The following is an 18,130-nucleotide window of genomic DNA, read 5'->3' on the forward strand; positions in this document are numbered from 1 at the left end:
CCGTGCGGGCCGGACGCCGGGCCCGGTGGCACTGCTGGTCGGCCCCTGTGGCGTTGCGCGGTGCCGAAGGGGGGTGGAAGGCTGGTTGTGGGCACCCGCTCGGGGGACTCCCGGGAACCAACCGGTTCGCGGGGAGCGACACCCGTGTCCTCGGGCCCGTGCGCCCGCCGTCGAACACGGCGGTCGCGGTCCCGTCCGCACCCCCTGGAGGTACCCGTGGACAGCGCCGACGGATGGGGAGACGACGTCTACCAGCCCGACGGATCCGAGGTACAGGACGACGCGGGGCTGCTCGACGCCGAGGACACACTGGTCACGGACGGCGTGAGTGACCCCCTGGACCGCGGCTGGTCCCCGCCGGAGCGGCCCTGGGCGGTGGAACACCGCGGTGTGACCGCCTCGGAGCGCCGGGCGGGCGAGACCCTGGACCAGCGCCTGGCCGATGAGCTGCCCGACGTCGCCGGCTCCGACGGGGACGGCATCGGCGACTGCGAGGGCACCGACGGAGAGCCCCTCGACAACGAGGTGGGCGCCGTGCGCTCCGGCCGTCTGGTGGCCCCGAACGAAGGCGCCCACGAGGACGAGGAGAGCGGGCTCATCGCCACGGACATCGGCATCGACGGCGCCGCTGCCTCGGCGGAGGAAGCCGCGATGCACATCGTCGACGAGGACGCCGTGTCCGGCTGACCGGCCCTCGTCCCACGTCTGCCCCGAGGAGTTGCCATGCAGCAGGACAAGCAGCCCGACTACCGCCCCGTGGTGTTCCGGGACCGCGCCGCCGGCTACGCCTTCCTCACGCGCTCCACCGCGACGAGCGACCGGACCATCGACTGGGACGACGGCGAGACCTACCCGGTCGTGGACGTAGAGATCTCCTCGGAGAGCCACCCGTTCTACACGGGCAAGGCCCGCACGGTGGACTCGGAAGGCCGCATCGCCCAGTTCGAGCGGCGGTTCGGAGGCGGCGAGCAGGGGTCCGGCGCCGGACAGGACGGCTGAGCGCGGCGGCCGCCCCGCGTCGGGCGCCGGGCGCCCCGCCGTCCGGGCCGGGCCCCTGGGGGCCGCCGGGCTCAGATGAAGTTCAGCGCGGCCGCGCAGCCCACGGCGCCCAGCAGCATGAACACCGGCGTCAGCACCTTGATCTCGACCCAGCTGCCGGCGCGGAAGCGCATCACCTTCGGCGGACCTATCGGGTACCAGCGCTTGCGGCCGATCGGGATGGGCCACAGGATCGGGCAGCCCGACACGGTGAGCGCGTCCCCGATGTCGTGCACCAGGGCTCCGAGGATGACCGGCAGACCGAGCCACAGGTACTCCTGGCCCGGCGCGGTGAACAGCCAGTCCGAGCCGTTGCCCGGCTTGTCCAGGGTCTGCGCGAGGATCCAGGAGGTCGTCGCGGCGAGCAGCCAGACCAGGACGTTGCTGCTGGAGCCGCGGGCGGCCCGCCACAGCAGGCCCTCGATGGCGAGCACCATGTGCACGAAGAGGATGCCGAGGACCGCCCAGCGACCGCAGGTGATCGCCAGGACCGCCGTGCCCGATCCCACCGCCACCGCCCACACCCAGGTGTGCGTGAGCGTGCGGTGTCCGCCGTTGCGCCGGGGGTCGCCCGGCTTCCTGGTGCTCTTGTAGGCGGCGTAGGAGAGCTTGTCGACGATCTCGCACAGCCGTCGCGACACCGGTCCGAAGGCGTTCGAGATGGTGGCGGCGTGGTGGTCCAGATCCGGGGCGAGAGCGGCGCCCGCGCAGATCAGGGCGCCGACGAGTAGGACCGGCCAGGGCATGGGGTGGCCGGTCGCGGCGGCCGCCGCTCCGACGCCCAGCCAGGCCGTGGCCCCCGAAAGTGAGTGTGCTGGTCCCATCATGGCCGTTCCCCGCCCCATTTCTCTTGTAACGCTGTCCAGTTGCCCGTGCACGCCGACGCGTCACCGGCGCCACAGCGTAGCGGTCGTGATCTTTTCCCGAACATCCGATTCCCCCATCACGTGTATCGACAGGCAAGATGGGGGCGTGACCCTCATCGATCAGCTGCCGCAGACCACAGACCCCGACGCCCTCTACGAAGCCTTCGAGTCGTGGACCGGGGAGCGCGGTATCACGCTGTACCCCCATCAGGAGGAGGCGCTGATCGAGGTGGTCTCGGGGGCGAACGTGATCGTCTCCACGCCCACCGGCTCGGGCAAGAGCATGATCGCCGCGGCTGCGCACTTCGCCGCGCTCGCCCGGGACGAGGTCACCTTCTACACGGCGCCGATCAAGGCGCTGGTGTCGGAGAAGTTCTTCGAGCTGTGCAAGATGTTCGGCACCGAGAACGTCGGCATGCTCACCGGCGACGCCTCCGTGAACGCCGACGCCCCGGTGATCTGCTGCACCGCCGAGGTCCTCGCGTCCATCGCGCTGCGGGACGGCAAGCACGCCGACGTGGGCCAGGTCGTCATGGACGAGTTCCACTTCTACGCCGAGGGCGACCGCGGCTGGGCCTGGCAGATCCCGATCCTGGAACTCCCGCAGGCACAGTTCATCCTGATGTCGGCGACGCTCGGTGACGTCGCGATGTTCGAGAAGGACCTCACGCGCCGCACCGGCCGTCCCACGGCGGTGGTCCGTTCGGCAACCCGGCCCGTCCCGCTCTCCTACGAGTACGTGCTCACCCCGCTCACGGAGACGCTCACCGAGCTGCTCGCCACGAAGCAGGCCCCGGTCTACATCGTGCACTTCACCCAGGCGCAGGCCGTGGAGCGGGCCCAGGCGCTGATGAGCATCAACATGTGCACGCGCGAGGAGAAGGACCAGATCGCCGAGCTCATCGGCAACTTCCGGTTCACCACCAAGTTCGGCCGCAACCTGTCCCGTTACGTGCGCCACGGGATCGGTGTGCACCACGCCGGCATGCTGCCCAAGTACCGGCGGCTCGTGGAGAAGCTGGCCCAGGCCGGCCTGCTGAAGGTCATCTGCGGCACGGACACCCTCGGTGTCGGCGTCAACGTCCCCATCCGCACGGTGCTGTTCACCGCGCTCACGAAGTACGACGGGACCCGGGTGCGCACGCTGCGCGCCCGCGAGTTCCACCAGATCGCCGGCCGGGCCGGGCGCGCGGGCTTCGACACGGCGGGCTACGTCGTCGCCCAGGCGCCGGAGCACGTGATCGAGAACGAGAAGTCGCTCGCCAAGGCGGGCGACGACCCCAAGAAGCGCCGCAAGGTCGTGCGCAAGAAGGCTCCCGAGGGCTTCGTCGGCTGGACGGACAGCACTTTCGAGAAGCTGATCGCCTCCGATCCCGAACCGCTGACCTCGCGCTTCCGCGTGACGCACACGATGCTGCTCTCGGTGATCGCGCGGCCGGGCAACGCCTTCGACGCGATGCGGCATCTGCTGGAGGACAACCACGAGCCGCGCAAGCAGCAGTTGCGGCACATCCGCCGGGCCATCGCCATCTACCGTTCGCTCCTCGACGGCGGCATCGTGGAGAAGCTCGACGAGCCCGACGCGACCGGCCGCATCGTCCGGCTGACCGTCGACCTTCAGCAGGACTTCGCGCTCAACCAGCCCCTGTCGACGTTCGCGCTCGCCGCCTTCGACCTGCTGGACCCCGAGTCGCCCTCGTACGCCCTGGACATGGTGTCCGTCGTGGAGTCCACGCTGGACGAACCGCGGCAGATCCTCGCGGCCCAGCAGAACAAGGCCCGTGGCGAGGCCGTGGCCGCGATGAAGTCCGACGGCGTCGAGTACGAGGAGCGCATGGAGCGGCTCCAGGAGGTGTCGTACCCCAAGCCGCTGGAGGAGCTCCTCTTCCACGCGTACAACACCTACCGCAAGAGCCACCCGTGGGTCGGCGACCACCCGCTGTCGCCGAAGTCCGTCATCCGTGACATGTACGAACGGGCCATGTCCTTCACCGAGTTCGTCTCCTTCTACGAGCTCGCCCGCACCGAGGGCATCGTCCTGCGCTACCTGGCCAGTGCCTACAAGGCTCTGGAGCACACCGTCCCCGACGACCTCAAGTCCGAGGACCTGGAGGACCTGATCGCCTGGCTGGGCGAGATGGTGCGCCAGGTCGACTCCAGCCTGCTCGACGAGTGGGAGCAGCTCGCCAACCCCGAGGTGATGACGGCCGAGGAGGCCCAGGAGAAGGCCGACCAGGTCAAGCCCGTCACCTCGAACGCCCGCGCCTTCCGTGTCCTGGTCCGCAACGCGATGTTCCGCAGGGTCGAACTGGCCGCGCTGGACAACGTCGACGAACTCGGCGAGATGGACGGCGAGTCCGGCTGGGACGCCGACGCGTGGGGCGAGGCGATGGACAAGTACTGGGACGAGTACGAGGATCTCGGCACCGGTCCCGACGCCCGTGGCCCCAAGCTGCTCTCGATCGTGGAGGAGCCGCAGAACGGTCTGTGGCGCGTGCGCCAGACCTTCGCGGACCCCAACGGCGATCACGACTGGGGCATCAGCGCGGAGGTCGACCTCACGGCCTCGGACGCCGAGGGCCGTGCGATCGTCAAGGTCACCGACGTCGGACAGCTGTGAGCACAGGAGAATCCCACCGATGACGAACCCGGCCGAGAGGCTCGTCGATCTGCTCGACCTGGAGCAGATCGAGGTCAACATCTTCCGCGGGCGCAGCCCGCAGGAGTCGCTCCAGCGCGTCTTCGGCGGCCAGGTGGCCGGCCAGGCGCTGGTCGCCGCGGGCCGCACCACGGAGCGCGACCGGCCGGTGCACTCGCTGCACGCGTACTTCCTGCGTCCCGGCCGGCCGGGGGTGCCGATCGTGTACCAGGTCGAACGGGTGCGGGACGGGCGGTCGTTCACCACACGCCGGGTCACCGCCGTGCAGCAGGGCCGCACGATCTTCAATCTGACCGCCTCCTTTCACCAGCCCGAACAAGGGAGCTTCGAGCACCAGTTGCCGCCGGCCCGCGAGGTGCCGGACCCCGAGTCTCTGCCGACGGTGACGGAGGAGATCAAGGAGCATCTGGGGGCTCTGCCGGAAACGCTGGAGCGCATGGCGCGGCGGCAGCCGTTCGACATTCGCTATGTGGACCGGCTGCGCTGGACGCCCGAGGAGACCAAGGACGCCGAGCCGCGCAGCGCCGTGTGGATGCGTGCGGTGGGACCGCTGGGCGACGACCCGCTCGTGCACACCTGCGCTCTCACGTACGCGAGTGACATGACGCTCCTGGACGCCGTCCGCATCCCGGTGGAGCCGCTGTGGGGGCCGCGCGGCTTCGACATGGCGTCGCTGGACCACGCCATGTGGTTCCACCGGCCGTTCCGTGCGGACGAGTGGTTCCTGTACGACCAGGAATCGCCGATCGCGACGGGCGGGCGCGGACTGGCCCGCGGGCGCATCTACGACCTCGAAGGGCGCCTTCTGGTCTCGGTCGTGCAGGAGGGACTGTTCCGGGCGCTGTAGGCGTCGGTGTCCGGGGTCCTTCCCCGCAGCCAGGTGAGCAGCCTGCTGGCCCTCGCTGCCTCTCGCCGTGTGATCGGCAGGTCAGCGGCGGAGGGGTGTCCTCGCACGGCGTGCGCGGCAGTGGCGGGTGACGTCCCGGCCGGTGACGTCTCGGCGAGTGACGTCTCGGCCGGTGACATCTCCGCCTGTGACGTCCGGGCCGCTGCCGGTGGCGCACCGGACGAGGGTCCCGCCGACGCCGTAGGCGCGGGGAGGGGCACGGGCACAGGAAGAGCCGCCGATGCGGGGGCGGGTCCGGCGTTCTTCGCCGGGCGGGGCGCCGGACGGTGCTGCCTGGCCTCCAGAACGCTCTGCCCCAGGTCCGCCCTCAGCCAGCCGATCTCGTCCGGGTCGTCCGCCGTCGTGATGCGTTCGACGACGCGGGCTCCGGGCGAGTCCGGCGCGGCCGATGAGACGGGCGCGGGCCGAAGACGGTCGAGGTGGGCGCGCTCGTAAGGGTCCTCGACGATCTCGGCCACCTGGACGGGGTCGAGCAGCGACGCCACCACGGCGGCGCGGGCCCAGGGGTCCTCGGTCTGCCGCAGCAGGTACCCCATGTGCCGGCCGCGCCAGTTGCGCGGACGCAGGTCCATGCCATCGCGCAGCCGGTCCCTGAGGTCTTCCGGTGTCCGGCCGCTCAGCAACGGGGCGTTCTGCCGGTCGGAGGCGAACTGCCGCAGTTCCTCGGCCAGATAGAGCCAGACGATCGCCCGGTAGCGGTTGAGGTATACCTTGACCGGCACCACCAGACCCAGGCGAGCGAGTCGGGTGAACCGGGTCTTGGTGACGCCCAGAAGAGCGGCGCCCTCCGTCGTGCCGACGGCCTTCACCCGCTCGCGCAGCGCCTCCGGAAAGCCTGCTTCGGCTCGGACCCGATCGATCTCCGCGCGGGTGACCCGGCGTCCCCCGCCTCCCTCGTCGGGAACGGAGCGGACACAACCGAGGTGCAGAGCGAGGTCGAACTCGCCTCGCCTGAGCTCCAGTTCCCGTGCGGCCCGGCTGAGCGAGACGGTGACGGACTGCGTGATGGTGGTCCCGGACATGACGGTCTCCCCTGTGGTGCGGAAGGCTCGCGCCGGTGTGCGCTCGCCTCGGGAAAAACCGTATCCGGCATGCCGGACATCGTGGCGAGCCTGTGGAAAACCTCGGCCGCAGCGACGTATCAGCAGGTCAGAACTCTGAGACGGGTTTGCTTTCGGGCTGTCGCGCGTCCACGCGAAGGTGTTCGCCGACGCGGTTCACCAGCAGCGTCATCTCGTAGGCGACCTGGCCTATGTCCGCCTCCGCCCCGCTGAGGACGGACAGACAGCTCCCCGATCCGGCCGCGGTGACGAAGAGCACCGCCTCGTCGAACTCGACCATCGTCTGCCGTACCTGCCCGGCGCCGAAATGGCGGCCCGAGCCCTTGGCCAGGCTGTGCAGTCCCGACGACACCGCGGCGAGATGTTCCGCGTCCTCGCGCCGCAGTCCTGCGCTCGCGCCCGTCACCAGCCCGTCGTTGGACAGCACCAGCGCGTGGCGAACGTGCTCGACGCGCTCGGTGAGGTCGTCCAGCAACCAGCCGAGTCCCGTGTTCTGCTCCATGATCCGGTCTCCCCGTGTGCCGTTCCCCCTGGCCGGAGGTTTCGACCAGCAAGCCTTCCCCACTGCCGCTCTCCCGGCAAGGCACTCGGATGGCATGGCAGAGAAGATGGCCGACGAGCAGGTGCGATCGGCCGTGCCGAGAGGACGCCGGCCGGTGCCGACCCGACGGGCGGTGTCAGCTCACCGATTCGAGCATCCTGGCGGTGTACACCCTGCCCGCGTACTCGACGAGCCGGATCAGCACTTCCTTCCCCGAGTCGCGTTCGCGGGCGTCGCAGAGGACGACCGGTGTGCCCCGGTCGAGGTCGAGTGCGAGTGCCACGTCCTCGGCACCGTACGCGCGGGCGTCCGGGAAGCGGTTGACGGCCACCACGAACGGGATGCGGCGGTTCTCGAAGTAGTCCACCGCCGGGAAGCAGTCCTCCAGCCGTCGCGTGTCGGCGAGGACGACGGCCCCCAGAGCGCCCGTCGACAGCTCGTCCCACAGGAACCAGAAGCGGTCCTGGCCTGGCGTTCCGAAGAGATAGAGCGAGAGGCCGGACCGGATGGTGATGCGCCCGAAGTCCATGGCCACGGTCGTGGTGGTCTTCTGTCCCACCCCGTCGGTGTCGTCGACGGGCCGGCCGGCCTCGCTCAGCAGTTCCTCGGTGCGCAGCGGCCGGATCTCGCTGACCGCGCCCACCAGGGTGGTCTTGCCGACGCCGAACCCGCCGGCGACCAGTATCTTCAGCGCCATGGCGGTCGGGTCGCCACCCGTGGCGTCGGAGTTCTCGGAGACCATCGATCACTTCTCTCGGGAGTGCCGGCGGCGGCCGGCATCGGTACGTCGGCTCGGATGCGGAAAGCCAGCATCATGACAACTGAGCTGTCGGCGGGCGGAGTTGGACCGCATGTGCCCTCTTGCGACCGGAACGCGCGCGTTCCGTACCGGTGATGAACGCCAGGAGCCGTGATGCCGATCGTCGTGGACCGTCGGCAGCCGCCTACAGCGCCCTCAGCCCCTCGATCACCTCGCGGAGGATGCGCTCGTCGGGCAGCTCCGCGGGCGGTACGGGCCGGCTGACGGTGACACAGCCGCGTTCCACGAGGTCCCCCAGGAGCACCCTGACCACGCCGACGGGGAGGCCGGTGCCCGAGGCCAGTTCGGCGACCGACAGCGTCTCGGTCCGGCACAGTTCGATCAGCGTCCGGTGCTCAGGACCGAGCGAGGTGTCCTCGTCCGCTCGCGACGCTCCCACGCCGAGCGAGACCAGGGCGATCAGGTCCAGCCGGGTCCCGGCCGGACCCGCCTTGGTCCGGCCGCCCGTCACGGCGTAGGGGCGGACGAGCGGCCCCGCCTCCTGGTCGTACCACTGACTGTCCGGCCATGGAGGGGTGTCCGGCATGTCCTCGGTCATCCGCACGGGCCCGTCCCCGGTCATCCCGCCGCGGGCGGCTGCGCGGCGACCCTGGGCGGGGCGTGGAGATGCTCGCCGACGCGCTTGACCAGGCGCGCCATCTCGTAGGCCACCAGACCGATGTCGGCGGTGACGGCCGTGAGCACGGCAAGACAGGAACCGTCCCCCGCCGCCGCCACGAATAGGAAGCCCTCGTCCATCTCCACCATCGTCTGGCGCACCCCGCCCGCGCCGAAGTGGCGGCCCGTGCCCTTGGCCAGACTGTGGAACCCGGAGGCGACGGCCGCGAGGTGTTCGGCGTCCTCGCGCAGCAGGCCGGTGGACGCGCCCACCGCCAGTCCGTCGTTCGACAGGACCACGGCGTGCCGTACTTGGGTCACGCGCAGCACCATGTCGTCCAGCAGCCAGTCGAGTTCGCCGGACCGCCGGGCACCGGCGTCGCTCGTGTCGTGGATCATGAGAGGTCTCCTTCGCTGCTGTCGCCGCCCGCTTCGCGGCCGGTGGTGGCGCCGGTGCCGGGTGGCCTGCCGCCGCCGCGGGCCCAGCCGGCCCGGTAGGCGGTCATGCGGGCCCGTACGAGTTCGGGTGTGCGCTCGTCGTCCGCCGCGGACACCTCGGGCTCCTCGGGCTCCTCGGAGCGCTGTCCGCGCAGTTGGGGGACGAGATTCGTCTGACGGACCCGGCGGGGAAGCCCGCCGGAGCTCTCGCCGTCCTCCTCGGGCGGGTGCGGACGCGGAGGCGCGGCGCTCGAAGGCACGGTCGCCGGCGTGCCGTTCACCCGAAGCGGCGTGCGTCGCGATCCGTTCGTCCGCTCCTCGGAGGCCTTCGGCCGCGGCGGGACCAGTGCGGGCCGTTGTCCGACCGACCGGACGGCGTCGTTCTCCGGGGTCACCGGCACGCGCGCGTACCCCCTTTCCAGCGGCACGTCCGTGTCGGCCTCGGGGAGGGAACGTTCCACCGGACCCTCGTGCAGCAGTCCGGTGGGCAGCAGCACGACCGCGGTCGTGCCCCCGTAGGGCGAGGTCTGGAGGTGCACCTTGATGCCGTGCCGGGCCGACAGTCTGCTGACCACGAAGAGGCCCAGCCGGTCGCTGTCGTATAGGTCGAGCGCCTCGGAGCGCTCGATGCGGAGGTTGGCCTCCTCGATCCGGTCCTTCCCCATGCCAAGACCCCGGTCCTCGACCTCGATCGCGTAGCCGTTCGCCACCGGCTCCCCCGTGATGCGTACTCGGGTGTGCGGGGGCGAGAACTGGGCGGCGTTCTCGACGAGCTCCGCCAGGAGATGGGTGACGTCGGCGACCGCCGCGCCGGACACGGCCGCCTCGGGGAGTTGGCGTACCTCCACGCGCGCGTAGTCCTCGACCTCGGAGACCGCCGCCCGGACCACGTTCATGAGCGAGACGGGACTTCGCCAGGCCCGTCCCGGCGCGGCTCCGGAGAGGATGATGAGGCTCTCCGCGTGCCGTCGCATCCGGGTGGTGAGGTGGTCGAGCCGGAACAGGTCGCCCAGCTCGTCCGGGTCCTCGGACCTGCGCTCCATGGCGTCCAGGAGATTCAGCTGGCGGTGGACGAGTACCTGGCTGCGGCGGGCGAGGTTCACGAAGACCCCGGAGATGCCGCCGGCCAGCTCCGCGCGTTCCACCGCGGCGCGCAGGGCGGCCCTGTGGACGGTGTTCAGCGCGTGGGCGACCTGTCCGGTCTCGTCCTCCGAGGGCCGTGCCCGAGGTGCCTCGTCGTCCACGTCGACCGCCTCGCCCGCACGAAGTCTGCGCATGGCCTCGGGGAGTTTGCGGCGGGCGACGTCCAGGGCTCCGTCGCGCAGTGCCACGAGTTCGACGACGAGGTCGCGTCCGATGCGTACGGAGATGATCAGTGAGGCGACGACGGCGGCCAGGCCGAAGAGGACCGCGGCGCCGGCCGGGGTGAGCAGGGCGTGCCCGAGCGGGTCGGCCGCGTCCGCCGCGCCCCGGCTCGCGTCGGCCTCGGCCGTCCGCATGCCGTCGCTCACCCGCTCGTGAGCGATGCTCCAATCGGCCTCCGGGGCGGCGTCGAGCGCCTTGGCGCCGGGGCGCGAGGCCAGCACCCTGTCCTCGATGGCGCGTACGTCGTCGTACGCGCTCCCCTCCGCGAGGGCGTTCCAGGCGCTCAGCTGGAGCCCGCTGAGGTCCGGCGTCGAGGCGTCCGTCAGGGTGCGGCGGGTGTCGACGGCCCCCGTGAAGAGCCTCAGCCGTTCGCCGTCGAGCGTGCCGGCGAGCCGGGCACCGCCGAGCAGGGCGTCTTCCTGGGCGAGTGCCTCACCGGCCCGGGAGAACTCGAGCAGAACGCGGGCGTCGGAACCCATGGCCGCGCCGGAGACCCCGGTGAGTGCCCCGTCGACCCCGAACGCGGTCGAAATGGTCCTGGTGTACTCGCCGTACGCCACCTCCCATCCGGTGCGGCGCTCCAGCACGCCGGTGCGCAGCGACCGCAGTCGGCCCGCGTCGGCGACGAAGGCGGAGAGTCGTTCGGCGACCCCGGGGGGCAGGTCGGCGCCGTCGGCGACGGTGTTGTGGTCTCCCAGGCGGAGCTTCGCCACGGCGCTGTCGGTGAGGCGTGAGAGGTCCTTGAAGTCGCCCGGCGACGCCGCGGCGGGGTCGGTCGCGTAGCGGACGGCTTCGGTCCGTTCGGCCTGGAGCGCGGCCACCGCGGCGTCGACGGGGGCGCGGACCGTCGAGTCGACGCGTTGTGACTCCCGCAGCCGCGCGACGTCCTGCGCGGTGCTCACCGTGGCGTAGGCCCACAGGGCGAGCAGGGAGACGATGGGCACCATCAGCAGGCTCACGATCTTGGCCCGGACGGTACGGGGCCGGACCCGCCACCGTCCCACGCGCGCGGGTGCCTGGGACGGTGGCCCGGCGACGAGGTCCCCCATGTCCGCGCCCTCGTCGGCCGGCGGGCCCGCGTGCGCGCGACGGCCGCGACGCGGGGGCGGCGGCTGGGGGCCGTCCGTGGTGGTTCTGCGGGGTGTACGCATGGTGTCCTCGGTCGGAGGGGTTCGGTGGCGGCCGTCCTGGCCGCGCGGCATACGGGACCGGCGTCAGCGGACGACGCTCTCGGCCGGGCGCCGGGCGGACGCGGAGGCCTCGGTTCTGCCGGACATCGGGGACAGCGCGACGAAGGCCGCGGTCAGGAAGAGGTAGGACCCGAGTCCGACGGCGAGCGGGAAGATGAACTGCATCGCCGTGGCGCCGGACAGCGCGTCGCGCGAGGGGGTGACCTTCACGCCCACGGCCATCATTCCGGTGTAGTGCATGCTGCTCACGGCGCCCCCCATGACGAGCGAGGCGACCGCGACCGCCACCGGGGACCTGATGGAGAGCGCTGCCCACAGCGCCGCGGTCGCCGCGATCACGCCGATCACGACGGAGAGGCCGACGAGTGCCGGGTCGTAGCGCACCCGGCCGTGCAGCCGCAGCGCCGCCATGCCGAGGTAGTGCATGCTCGCGATGCCGAACCCGGCGGTGAGGCCGCCGAGGGCGAGTGAGCGGTGCCGGTCGCGGCCGTAGCCGACGGCGAACATGCCCGCGCCGACGACGGTCATGGCGACCAGCAGACTGAGGATCGTCAGAGGCACGTCGTAGCGGATCTCGGTACCGGTGACACCGAAGCCGAGCATCGCCACGAAGTGCATCGTCCAGATGCCCGTGCCCATGGCCGAGGCCGCGGTGAGCAGCCAGTTGCGGCGCGACCGTCCGGAGGCGTCGAGTCCGCGGACCGTGCAGCGCAGCCCCAAGGCGGAGCCGGTGCAGGCCATGACGTACGACAGTACGGGGGTCAGCCAGCCGAAAGCGGCGTGGTCCAGATGTCCCATGGCCCCGGGACGCTAGTGCGCGCTGGGGCGCACAACTGGGGCGCGTTTCGAAAGCTGTTGCAAAGTGACGAAGAGGTGCACCCGTGCGATCGCGTCGGGCTCGAACGTGTGCACCGCGTCATCCTTCGTGTCGGTGAGAGATCATGCGGCACATGAGCGACGACCACACACACGTCCAGGAGTTCTTCGGTGCGCGCGCCGCCGGCTGGGACAGCCGTTTCCCCGACGACGGCCCCGCGTACGCGGCCGCGGTGGCACGGATGCGGCTGCGCGCGGGTGACCGGGTGCTCGACGCGGGCTGCGGCACGGGGCGCGCCCTGCCCCCGCTGCGCGCGGCCGTGGGCGGCACCGGGGTGGTGGTCGGGGCCGATCTGACCCCGGCCATGCTGGAGGCGGCGGTCCGGGCCGGACGGGACCACGAGGGGCGGCTGCTGCTGGCCGATGTCACGGCGCTGCCGCTGCGTACGGAGTCCCTGGACGCCGTGTTCGCGGCCGGGCTCGTCGCACACCTGCCGAACCCCGCGAAGAATCTGGTGGAGTTGGGACGCGTGGTGCGGCCCGGCGGCACCCTTGCCCTCTTCCACCCGATCGGCCGGGCGGCGCTCGCGGCCCGCCAGGGACGGCGGATCACTCCGGAGGACCTGCGCGCCGAGCACAACCTTGGCCCTCTGCTGGCCGGTTCGGGCTGGGACCTGACCTCGTACGTGGACGAGGACTCCCGCTTCCTCGCCCTGGCCACCCGCCGGGGCTGACCGCCGCCGCGAACCCGTGGCCGCCCAGCGAACCCATTCACCGCCCCGCGAACCCGTGGCCATCCCTCGAACCCGGTGAACGGCTCTCGAACCCGGTGGCCCGGCACTCAGTCCGTGCCGACGACAGCCGCGGCGAAGGCGTCGGGGTTGTCGAACATGATGTTGTGCCCGGCCCCCGGCACGGTCACGACGCGAACTCCCGCCGCTTCCAGGTCTTCGGCGCCCGGCAGTTCGCCGCTGAGCTCGCCCTGGAGGTAGACGCGCTCGGCCGTCAGCCCGACGAGCAGGTGACGCATCGTCGGGGTGGTGCCGCGGACGAGTCCGGTCGCCGAGCGGTGCAGGGCCCGCGGATCGGCGAGGCGCATGGTCGCCGCCCAGGGGTGGCCGACCTTCGCGAGCACGCGCGCGTGGCCGCCGTTTTCGACGTAGTCGTCCTCCTCGTAGGAGGCGATCCCGCTGCTGCCCGCGGTGACCGGCGGGTGCGGATCGAGGTTGGCCTCCACGAGGACGAGCCGGGAGACGAGTTCGGGCCGCCGGTGGGCGAGCACGATGGCGACTGCGCCGCCCATGCTGTGGGCGACGAGTTCCCCGGCGGTGACCTCGGCCGCGTCCAGGGCCGCCGCCAGAGCCGTGGCGTGGCCCTCCAGGGTGTAGCCGAAACCGGCGGGCCGGTCGCTGATGCCGTGGCCGGGCAGATCGACGAACAGCGTGCGCCGGCCCGCCAGTTCGGGCCGGGCCGCGATGTGGGCGTTGTAGACCGTCGAGGCCGACCCCAGCCCGTGCACGTACACGCGCGCGGGTCCGCCGCCCGCCGCCTCCGTCCAGCGGATCATGCTCCCGTTGCCGTCGAACTCCGCCTGCCGCACGCCGCTCTCCCCCTGTTGCCGTTCCTTCGTCTTCCCTCCGTCCGAAGAGAATACATCGGTTCCGATATATTAAGGATCCGATGTATTGGTTGATCGGCGTATCGATGGTCCGGTATATCGATGGTCCGGTGTATCGATGAGTCGACGTACAGCGGCGGTGCGACAGACTGGGCGCATGCTGGAACTGGCCATCCTCGGATTCCTGTACGACGCCCCGCTGCACGGCTACGAGCTGCGCAAGCGCATCACCGCGCTCACGGGGCACGTGAAGCCGGTGGCGGAGAGCACGCTGTACCCCGCGATCAAGCGACTGGAGAACGCCCGGCTCCTGGAACGGGCCACGCAGCCCGGTTCCGTGGCCGCCCCCCGCCACGTCCTGACGCTCACCGAGGAGGGCGCCCGCGATCTGCGCCGCAGGCTGGCGGAACCGTCCCGGCGGGACATCACGGACGAGAACCGCTGGTTCACGGTGCTCGCCTTCCTCGGGCGTCTCGAGAACCCCGAAGCACAGGCCGCCGTCCTGCGCCTGCGGCTCGCCTTCCTGGAGGAACCCGCGAGCTTCTTCTACGACGGTGACCGGCCGCTGCGCGCCGAGGAACTGGACGACCCCTTCCGCGCCGGCATCCTCACCATCGCCCGGGCCACCAGCCAGGCCGAACTGGCCTGGCTGCGGACCATGCTCGCGGCACTCGACGCGGCCGGCCGCTGACACGGAGGTTCCGCTTCACCGTGCCGCCCCTCTTCTGTCGCCGCGACTCCATCTCTACGTTGAGTAGCAGCAACCACACGATCGGCGACGGGACAGGGGATGGTGACCGGATGACCGGCATACTCGGCAGGCTCCGCTCGATCGGGCGCGGTACCGTCGTCGACTCGCCCGAGGGATCGCCGCGGAGGACGGCGCGGGACGAGAGAAAACGCACATACAACCTGTTCGAAGCAGCCTCGGTCTATGTGGCCGCGTGCGTTGAGGACGACCAGGACCGGATCGACGAGGCGGCCGCCTGGGTGTCGCCCGAGGCCCTGTCGTTCGGGGTGAACGAGCTTGCCTGCCGGGCAGTTGTCGCCCTCGCCCGCGAACGCGGCGAGTCGCCGCAGGTGGTCGCCCGCACCCTGCTCGGACTGCCCGTCGCCTGACCGGGTGGGCGTGTGAGGGCGTTTCGCCCCTGTCCAGCCGGATACTTGCAGCTCCGCACGGGTTTCGGGCCCGTGACAAGCGCCTCCCCGTCGCTTAGGGTGCGCCGACAGATGGAGCGATCGGGAGGCTGGAAATGGCCGGGACGGACGAAGACGCCGTCGCCACCGGGGACGACGACGCGCTGTATGTGCTGACGGCGGTGCTGTTGACACCGGCGAAGTTCCCCAGCGTGCTCGGTGACGACTACCCGGAGGCCTGCGCGACGCTCGACCTCGCACCGCTCGCCGAGGGGTACGGGCTGGTGCTCGGCCAGGACGGGGAGGGCGCGCGCTGGACCGTCGTCATCGACGACGTCTCGCTGGTGGCCGTCGCCATCGCGTCCTGGGACTGCGGGATGGAACACGAGCTGTCGCCGGACGAGCGGACGGTCGTCGCCGCGCTGCCCGGCTGGCCCCTGGAGGTAGCCGTCTCGGCTCCTGGCGTACCGGCTCCGCACGATCCGTCGACCGAGCTGACGGAGCGGCCTCCGCTCAGCCCGCCGGACACCACCGCCTGGGGTCCCGCCCAGCGACGCCTCGGTGCGGACGAGATCGCGCTCCAGTGGGCCACCTGGCGATCCCAGATCGACGACAGCGAGTTCGCTCCCGCGGGGGGCGCCGATGACGCCTCCGGCGACGCCCAGGACGCTCCGAGCGAGGACGCGAAGGAGGGCGAGGGCGAGAAGGACGGCAAGGTGGTGAACCGTGCCGGCATCCGCCGCGTTCTCGCCGAGGTCCGCTCTTACGTGGACACGCCGCCGCCGCTGGGCCGCGTCCGCTCGTCCTTCGCCACGGGGGACGCTCGCACCCTGCGCGCCGACGGTCCCGGCTGGTCCCTCGTCGCCAGGACCGACGACATCGCGTTCGTGCTGCTCGACGATGAGCCCGGCGAGGTCCTCCCCGTCGGTCGCGGACCGGAGCTGCCCGGCCTCCTGGAAGCCCTGGACAAGATGGCGGTCCGCCCCAGCTGAAGGACCGCGTCACACGGAATCCCGGTGACGCGGTCTTCGACCGGTGTCCCGCGCCGGCCGCGCCGACCCTCCCGGATCTCACCGGTCACGGTGAACCGGGGGGATCGTCCGAGCGGCCGAGCGCCCTCGGGCGATCACTCCTCAGCGGCCGAGCTCCTTGCGGGTGACACGGCGCAGCCTGCGCCGCTGCGAGGGGTCCAGCGCCAGATACGCGACCGCCGGAACCCCCAGCACGATCAGGAAGGCGGCCCACCAGGGCAGCCAGATCAACAGAATCAGGCCGACCGCCACACCTCCTGCGGCGATCTTCGCGTTCTTCGACATGTGTCGCCTCCTCCGCGGCTGCTGCCGCTCTCTGTCCTGAGAACGGGTCCCCGCCTCCCACGGTTCCGGACCCCGACCCTGATACGTCCCTGACCCGCACCCCCGAGTCAACCCTGAGCGCGCCACGGACGCACGCGTCAGCACAGCGCCGGTCCCGTCAGCCGCGCCGGTCCCGCCGGTCCCGCCGGGAAGACCGATGACGGGTCGACGCGCGGCGTTCACCCTCACGTCGCAAGCCGTTCGACGCCAGGGCCAACTCTGGCCGCTGTCAACGTACTTGTGACTCAGGAGGCCTGATGTCCCCGCATGTCGCCGGCAAGCAGCACATCCACCGGTCCGTCGCCCTCGGCGTGCCGCTCGCCGTGCTCGCCGCGTTCGTGACGGCCGGCACCGCGGACGCGACCTCCGGCCCCGCGCAGCCGCGCGTGACGCACACCGCGACGCTCGGAGACATCCCCCTCGGCACGTTCAGCAACGGACTGCTGCCCGGCACGGTGGACGACGACCGCGGTGTCCACCTCGGCGGCATCGGCAGCGACATCTACCCGGCCGGGCGCAAGGGCGAGTTCTGGACGGTCACCGACCGGGGCCCGAACGGCCAGATCAAGGTGGACGGCAAGAAGCGCCGCACGTTCCCGGTTCCGGGATTCGACCCGGCGATCGTGAAGATCCGGGTGTGCGGTGACGCCGTGAAGGTCATCGGCTCGATCCCGATCACCACGTCCTCGGGGAAGCCGGTCACCGGCCTGTCCAACCAGGCGGGGCGCGACGAGGCCCCGTACTCGTACGACGCCGGGAGCCCGCTCCCGTACGACGTGAACGGTCTGGACACCGAGGGCATCGTGCGGGCGAAGGACGGCTCCTTCTGGCTCGTCGACGAGTACAGCCCGTCCCTGGTCCACGTCTCCGCGCGCGGGAGGGTCCTCGCACGGTACGTCCCCAAGGGGCTCCATCTGACCGGCGCGGACTACCCCGTCGTCGAGGCGCTCCCGGCCGTTCTGCTCCACCGCAAGACGAACCGCGGTCTCGAAGGGCTCGCCCAGCTCCCCGACGGTGATCTGGTGATGGCGCTCCAGAGCCCCCTCTCGCTGCCCGACGCGGACGCGGGTGACGCGTCGCGCAACACGCGGCTGCTGCGCTTCTCCCCCAGGAAGCACGCCGTGACGGCCGAGTACGCGTACCGCTTCGACCCGGTCGACGTGGTCGACGTGGTCGACCCCAGTGAGGACGACACCTCCGAGCTGAAGATCTCCTCCGTGGTGGCCGTCGGCGGCGACCGGCTGCTCGTCGAGGAGCGCACCGACAAGGCGGCCCGGCTCCAGTCGGTACGGCTCACGCGGGACGCCGACATCCTCGGCGGCCCCTGGGACGACGACACCACGTCCCCCTCGCTGGAGCAGCTGGACGACCCGGCGTCGGCCGGTGTTCCGGTGCTGGCGAAGCGTCTCGTGGTCGATCTGGGGCCCGTCGCGGGAGTCCCCGGCAAGATCGAGGGCGTCGCGCGCGTGGACCACGACACGCTCGCCGTCATCAACGACAACGACTTCGGGATGACCGACGGCCCGGGCGCCTTCGACGCGCAGGGGCGGCTCGTGGACAGCGGCGTCAAGACGACCGTCGTCTACGTGCGGCTGCCGCGCGGGATCTGATCCCGCGATCCCTTGGACACGGCACGCGCGCGTGGGCGATGGACAGCAGCCACGCGCGCGTGCCGCCCGCTTCGGTCGCCCGGTGAGGAACTGCCGGTCGGCCGGCCCCTGC

General features: G+C 71.5%; 18 protein-coding genes and 1 pseudogene. 9 read left to right on the forward strand and 10 right to left on the reverse strand.

Annotated features, from left to right (window positions below; all coding sequences use genetic code 11):
- Positions 1–216 precede the first annotated feature (216 nt).
- Together ACFWI4_RS00455 and ACFWI4_RS00460 are read left to right on the forward strand one after the other, a co-directional pair.
- Complete coding sequence (locus ACFWI4_RS00455; protein WP_387189334.1) at positions 217–687, forward strand: DUF5709 domain-containing protein; 471 nt, start codon at positions 217–219, stop codon at positions 685–687.
- Between the two features lie 36 nt (positions 688–723).
- Positions 724–999, forward strand: coding sequence for a type B 50S ribosomal protein L31 (locus ACFWI4_RS00460; protein WP_385395805.1), 276 nt, complete (start codon positions 724–726; stop codon positions 997–999).
- Positions 1,000–1,070: 71 nt separating this feature from the next.
- Here the strand turns inward: ACFWI4_RS00460 and ACFWI4_RS00465 are convergent, their stop codons facing one another.
- Complete coding sequence (locus ACFWI4_RS00465; protein WP_387189335.1) at positions 1,071–1,865, reverse strand: metal-dependent hydrolase; 795 nt, start codon at positions 1,863–1,865, stop codon at positions 1,071–1,073.
- Positions 1,866–2,010: 145 nt separating this feature from the next.
- Between ACFWI4_RS00465 and ACFWI4_RS00470 the strand changes: the two genes are divergently transcribed.
- Entirely contained in the window at positions 2,011–4,524 is a 2,514-nt protein-coding gene (locus ACFWI4_RS00470; RefSeq protein ID WP_387189336.1) for a DEAD/DEAH box helicase, read from the forward strand.
- 19 nt (positions 4,525–4,543) lie between these two features.
- On the forward strand, positions 4,544–5,410 hold the full coding sequence (locus tag ACFWI4_RS00475; protein WP_385395812.1) for an acyl-CoA thioesterase: 867 nt from the start codon (positions 4,544–4,546) through the stop codon (positions 5,408–5,410).
- Positions 5,411–5,604: 194 nt separating this feature from the next.
- On the opposite strand, the pseudogene ACFWI4_RS00480 reads toward ACFWI4_RS00475, so the two are convergent.
- The 7 genes and pseudogenes from ACFWI4_RS00480 to ACFWI4_RS00510 all read right to left on the reverse strand — a co-directional run.
- Positions 5,605–6,492, reverse strand: a pseudogene (locus tag ACFWI4_RS00480) (DUF6397 family protein); the annotation flags it as partial.
- Between the two features lie 127 nt (positions 6,493–6,619).
- Complete coding sequence (locus tag ACFWI4_RS00485) at positions 6,620–7,033, reverse strand: roadblock/LC7 domain-containing protein (RefSeq protein ID WP_387189338.1); 414 nt, start codon at positions 7,031–7,033, stop codon at positions 6,620–6,622.
- A gap of 175 nt (positions 7,034–7,208) precedes the next feature.
- Positions 7,209–7,814, reverse strand: a complete 606-nt coding sequence (locus tag ACFWI4_RS00490; RefSeq protein ID WP_387189339.1) for an ATP/GTP-binding protein — start codon at positions 7,812–7,814, stop codon at positions 7,209–7,211.
- Positions 7,815–8,016: 202 nt separating this feature from the next.
- The gene (locus ACFWI4_RS00495; RefSeq protein ID WP_387189594.1) at positions 8,017–8,430 is read right to left on the reverse strand and encodes a DUF742 domain-containing protein; all 414 of its coding nucleotides are present in this window, start codon (positions 8,428–8,430) and stop codon (positions 8,017–8,019) included.
- Positions 8,431–8,450: 20 nt separating this feature from the next.
- A complete protein-coding gene (locus ACFWI4_RS00500) occupies positions 8,451–8,888 on the reverse strand; it encodes a roadblock/LC7 domain-containing protein (RefSeq protein ID WP_385395822.1) in 438 nt (145 codons plus the stop codon).
- Positions 8,885–11,443, reverse strand: coding sequence for a nitrate- and nitrite sensing domain-containing protein (locus ACFWI4_RS00505; protein WP_387189341.1), 2,559 nt, complete (start codon positions 11,441–11,443; stop codon positions 8,885–8,887). The genes ACFWI4_RS00500 and ACFWI4_RS00505 overlap by 4 nt, the downstream gene beginning before the upstream one ends.
- Before the next feature lie 63 nt (positions 11,444–11,506).
- Positions 11,507–12,280, reverse strand: coding sequence for an MHYT domain-containing protein (locus tag ACFWI4_RS00510; protein ID WP_387189343.1), 774 nt, complete (start codon positions 12,278–12,280; stop codon positions 11,507–11,509).
- Between the two features lie 152 nt (positions 12,281–12,432).
- On the opposite strand from ACFWI4_RS00510, the gene ACFWI4_RS00515 reads away from it, so the two are divergent.
- On the forward strand, positions 12,433–13,032 hold the full coding sequence (locus ACFWI4_RS00515) for a class I SAM-dependent methyltransferase (protein WP_387189344.1): 600 nt from the start codon (positions 12,433–12,435) through the stop codon (positions 13,030–13,032).
- Between the two features lie 107 nt (positions 13,033–13,139).
- Here the strand turns inward: ACFWI4_RS00515 and ACFWI4_RS00520 are convergent, their stop codons facing one another.
- Positions 13,140–13,898, reverse strand: a complete 759-nt coding sequence (locus ACFWI4_RS00520; protein ID WP_387189346.1) for an alpha/beta fold hydrolase — start codon at positions 13,896–13,898, stop codon at positions 13,140–13,142.
- A 175-nt stretch (positions 13,899–14,073) separates the two neighbouring features.
- Here ACFWI4_RS00520 and ACFWI4_RS00525 point away from each other — a divergent pair, with 175 nt between their 5' ends.
- From ACFWI4_RS00525 to ACFWI4_RS00535, 3 genes are all read left to right on the forward strand, one after another.
- Entirely contained in the window at positions 14,074–14,607 is a 534-nt protein-coding gene (locus ACFWI4_RS00525) for a PadR family transcriptional regulator (RefSeq protein WP_387189348.1), read from the forward strand.
- 110 nt (positions 14,608–14,717) lie between these two features.
- Positions 14,718–15,035 (forward strand): hypothetical protein, encoded by a 318-nt coding sequence (locus tag ACFWI4_RS00530; RefSeq protein WP_387189349.1) that lies wholly within the window; start codon positions 14,718–14,720, stop codon positions 15,033–15,035.
- Positions 15,036–15,169: 134 nt separating this feature from the next.
- A complete protein-coding gene (locus ACFWI4_RS00535) occupies positions 15,170–16,045 on the forward strand; it encodes a hypothetical protein (RefSeq protein ID WP_387189350.1) in 876 nt (291 codons plus the stop codon).
- Between the two features lie 141 nt (positions 16,046–16,186).
- Here the strand turns inward: ACFWI4_RS00535 and ACFWI4_RS00540 are convergent, their stop codons facing one another.
- Complete coding sequence (locus tag ACFWI4_RS00540; protein WP_385395845.1) at positions 16,187–16,369, reverse strand: hypothetical protein; 183 nt, start codon at positions 16,367–16,369, stop codon at positions 16,187–16,189.
- A gap of 296 nt (positions 16,370–16,665) precedes the next feature.
- Between ACFWI4_RS00540 and ACFWI4_RS00545 the strand changes: the two genes are divergently transcribed.
- Positions 16,666–18,018 (forward strand): esterase-like activity of phytase family protein, encoded by a 1,353-nt coding sequence (locus ACFWI4_RS00545; protein WP_387189351.1) that lies wholly within the window; start codon positions 16,666–16,668, stop codon positions 18,016–18,018.
- Positions 18,019–18,130 lie beyond the last annotated feature (112 nt).

Source organism: Streptomyces sp. NPDC127038, assembly GCF_042725875.1.
GTDB lineage: Bacteria > Actinomycetota > Actinomycetes > Streptomycetales > Streptomycetaceae > Streptomyces.

Bases quoted from the DNA above. Each gene is read 5' to 3' on its own strand.
- ACFWI4_RS00495 (WP_387189594.1), bottom strand. From the start codon at position 8,430: ATGACCGAGGACATGCCGGACACCCCTCCATGGCCGGACAGTCAGTGG.
- ACFWI4_RS00505 (WP_387189341.1), bottom strand. From the start codon at position 11,443: ATGCGTACACCCCGCAGAACCACCACGGACGGCCCCCAGCCGCCGCCC.
- ACFWI4_RS00515 (WP_387189344.1), top strand. From the start codon at position 12,433: ATGAGCGACGACCACACACACGTCCAGGAGTTCTTCGGTGCGCGCGCC.
- ACFWI4_RS00500 (WP_385395822.1), bottom strand. From the start codon at position 8,888: ATGATCCACGACACGAGCGACGCCGGTGCCCGGCGGTCCGGCGAACTC.
- ACFWI4_RS00525 (WP_387189348.1), top strand. From the start codon at position 14,074: ATGCTGGAACTGGCCATCCTCGGATTCCTGTACGACGCCCCGCTGCAC.
- ACFWI4_RS00535 (WP_387189350.1), top strand. From the start codon at position 15,170: ATGGCCGGGACGGACGAAGACGCCGTCGCCACCGGGGACGACGACGCG.
- ACFWI4_RS00540 (WP_385395845.1), bottom strand. From the start codon at position 16,369: ATGTCGAAGAACGCGAAGATCGCCGCAGGAGGTGTGGCGGTCGGCCTG.
- ACFWI4_RS00475 (WP_385395812.1), top strand. From the start codon at position 4,544: ATGACGAACCCGGCCGAGAGGCTCGTCGATCTGCTCGACCTGGAGCAG.
- ACFWI4_RS00530 (WP_387189349.1), top strand. From the start codon at position 14,718: ATGACCGGCATACTCGGCAGGCTCCGCTCGATCGGGCGCGGTACCGTC.
- ACFWI4_RS00465 (WP_387189335.1), bottom strand. From the start codon at position 1,865: ATGATGGGACCAGCACACTCACTTTCGGGGGCCACGGCCTGGCTGGGC.
- ACFWI4_RS00545 (WP_387189351.1), top strand. From the start codon at position 16,666: ATGTCCCCGCATGTCGCCGGCAAGCAGCACATCCACCGGTCCGTCGCC.
- ACFWI4_RS00490 (WP_387189339.1), bottom strand. From the start codon at position 7,814: ATGGTCTCCGAGAACTCCGACGCCACGGGTGGCGACCCGACCGCCATG.
- ACFWI4_RS00485 (WP_387189338.1), bottom strand. From the start codon at position 7,033: ATGGAGCAGAACACGGGACTCGGCTGGTTGCTGGACGACCTCACCGAG.
- ACFWI4_RS00460 (WP_385395805.1), top strand. From the start codon at position 724: ATGCAGCAGGACAAGCAGCCCGACTACCGCCCCGTGGTGTTCCGGGAC.
- ACFWI4_RS00510 (WP_387189343.1), bottom strand. From the start codon at position 12,280: ATGGGACATCTGGACCACGCCGCTTTCGGCTGGCTGACCCCCGTACTG.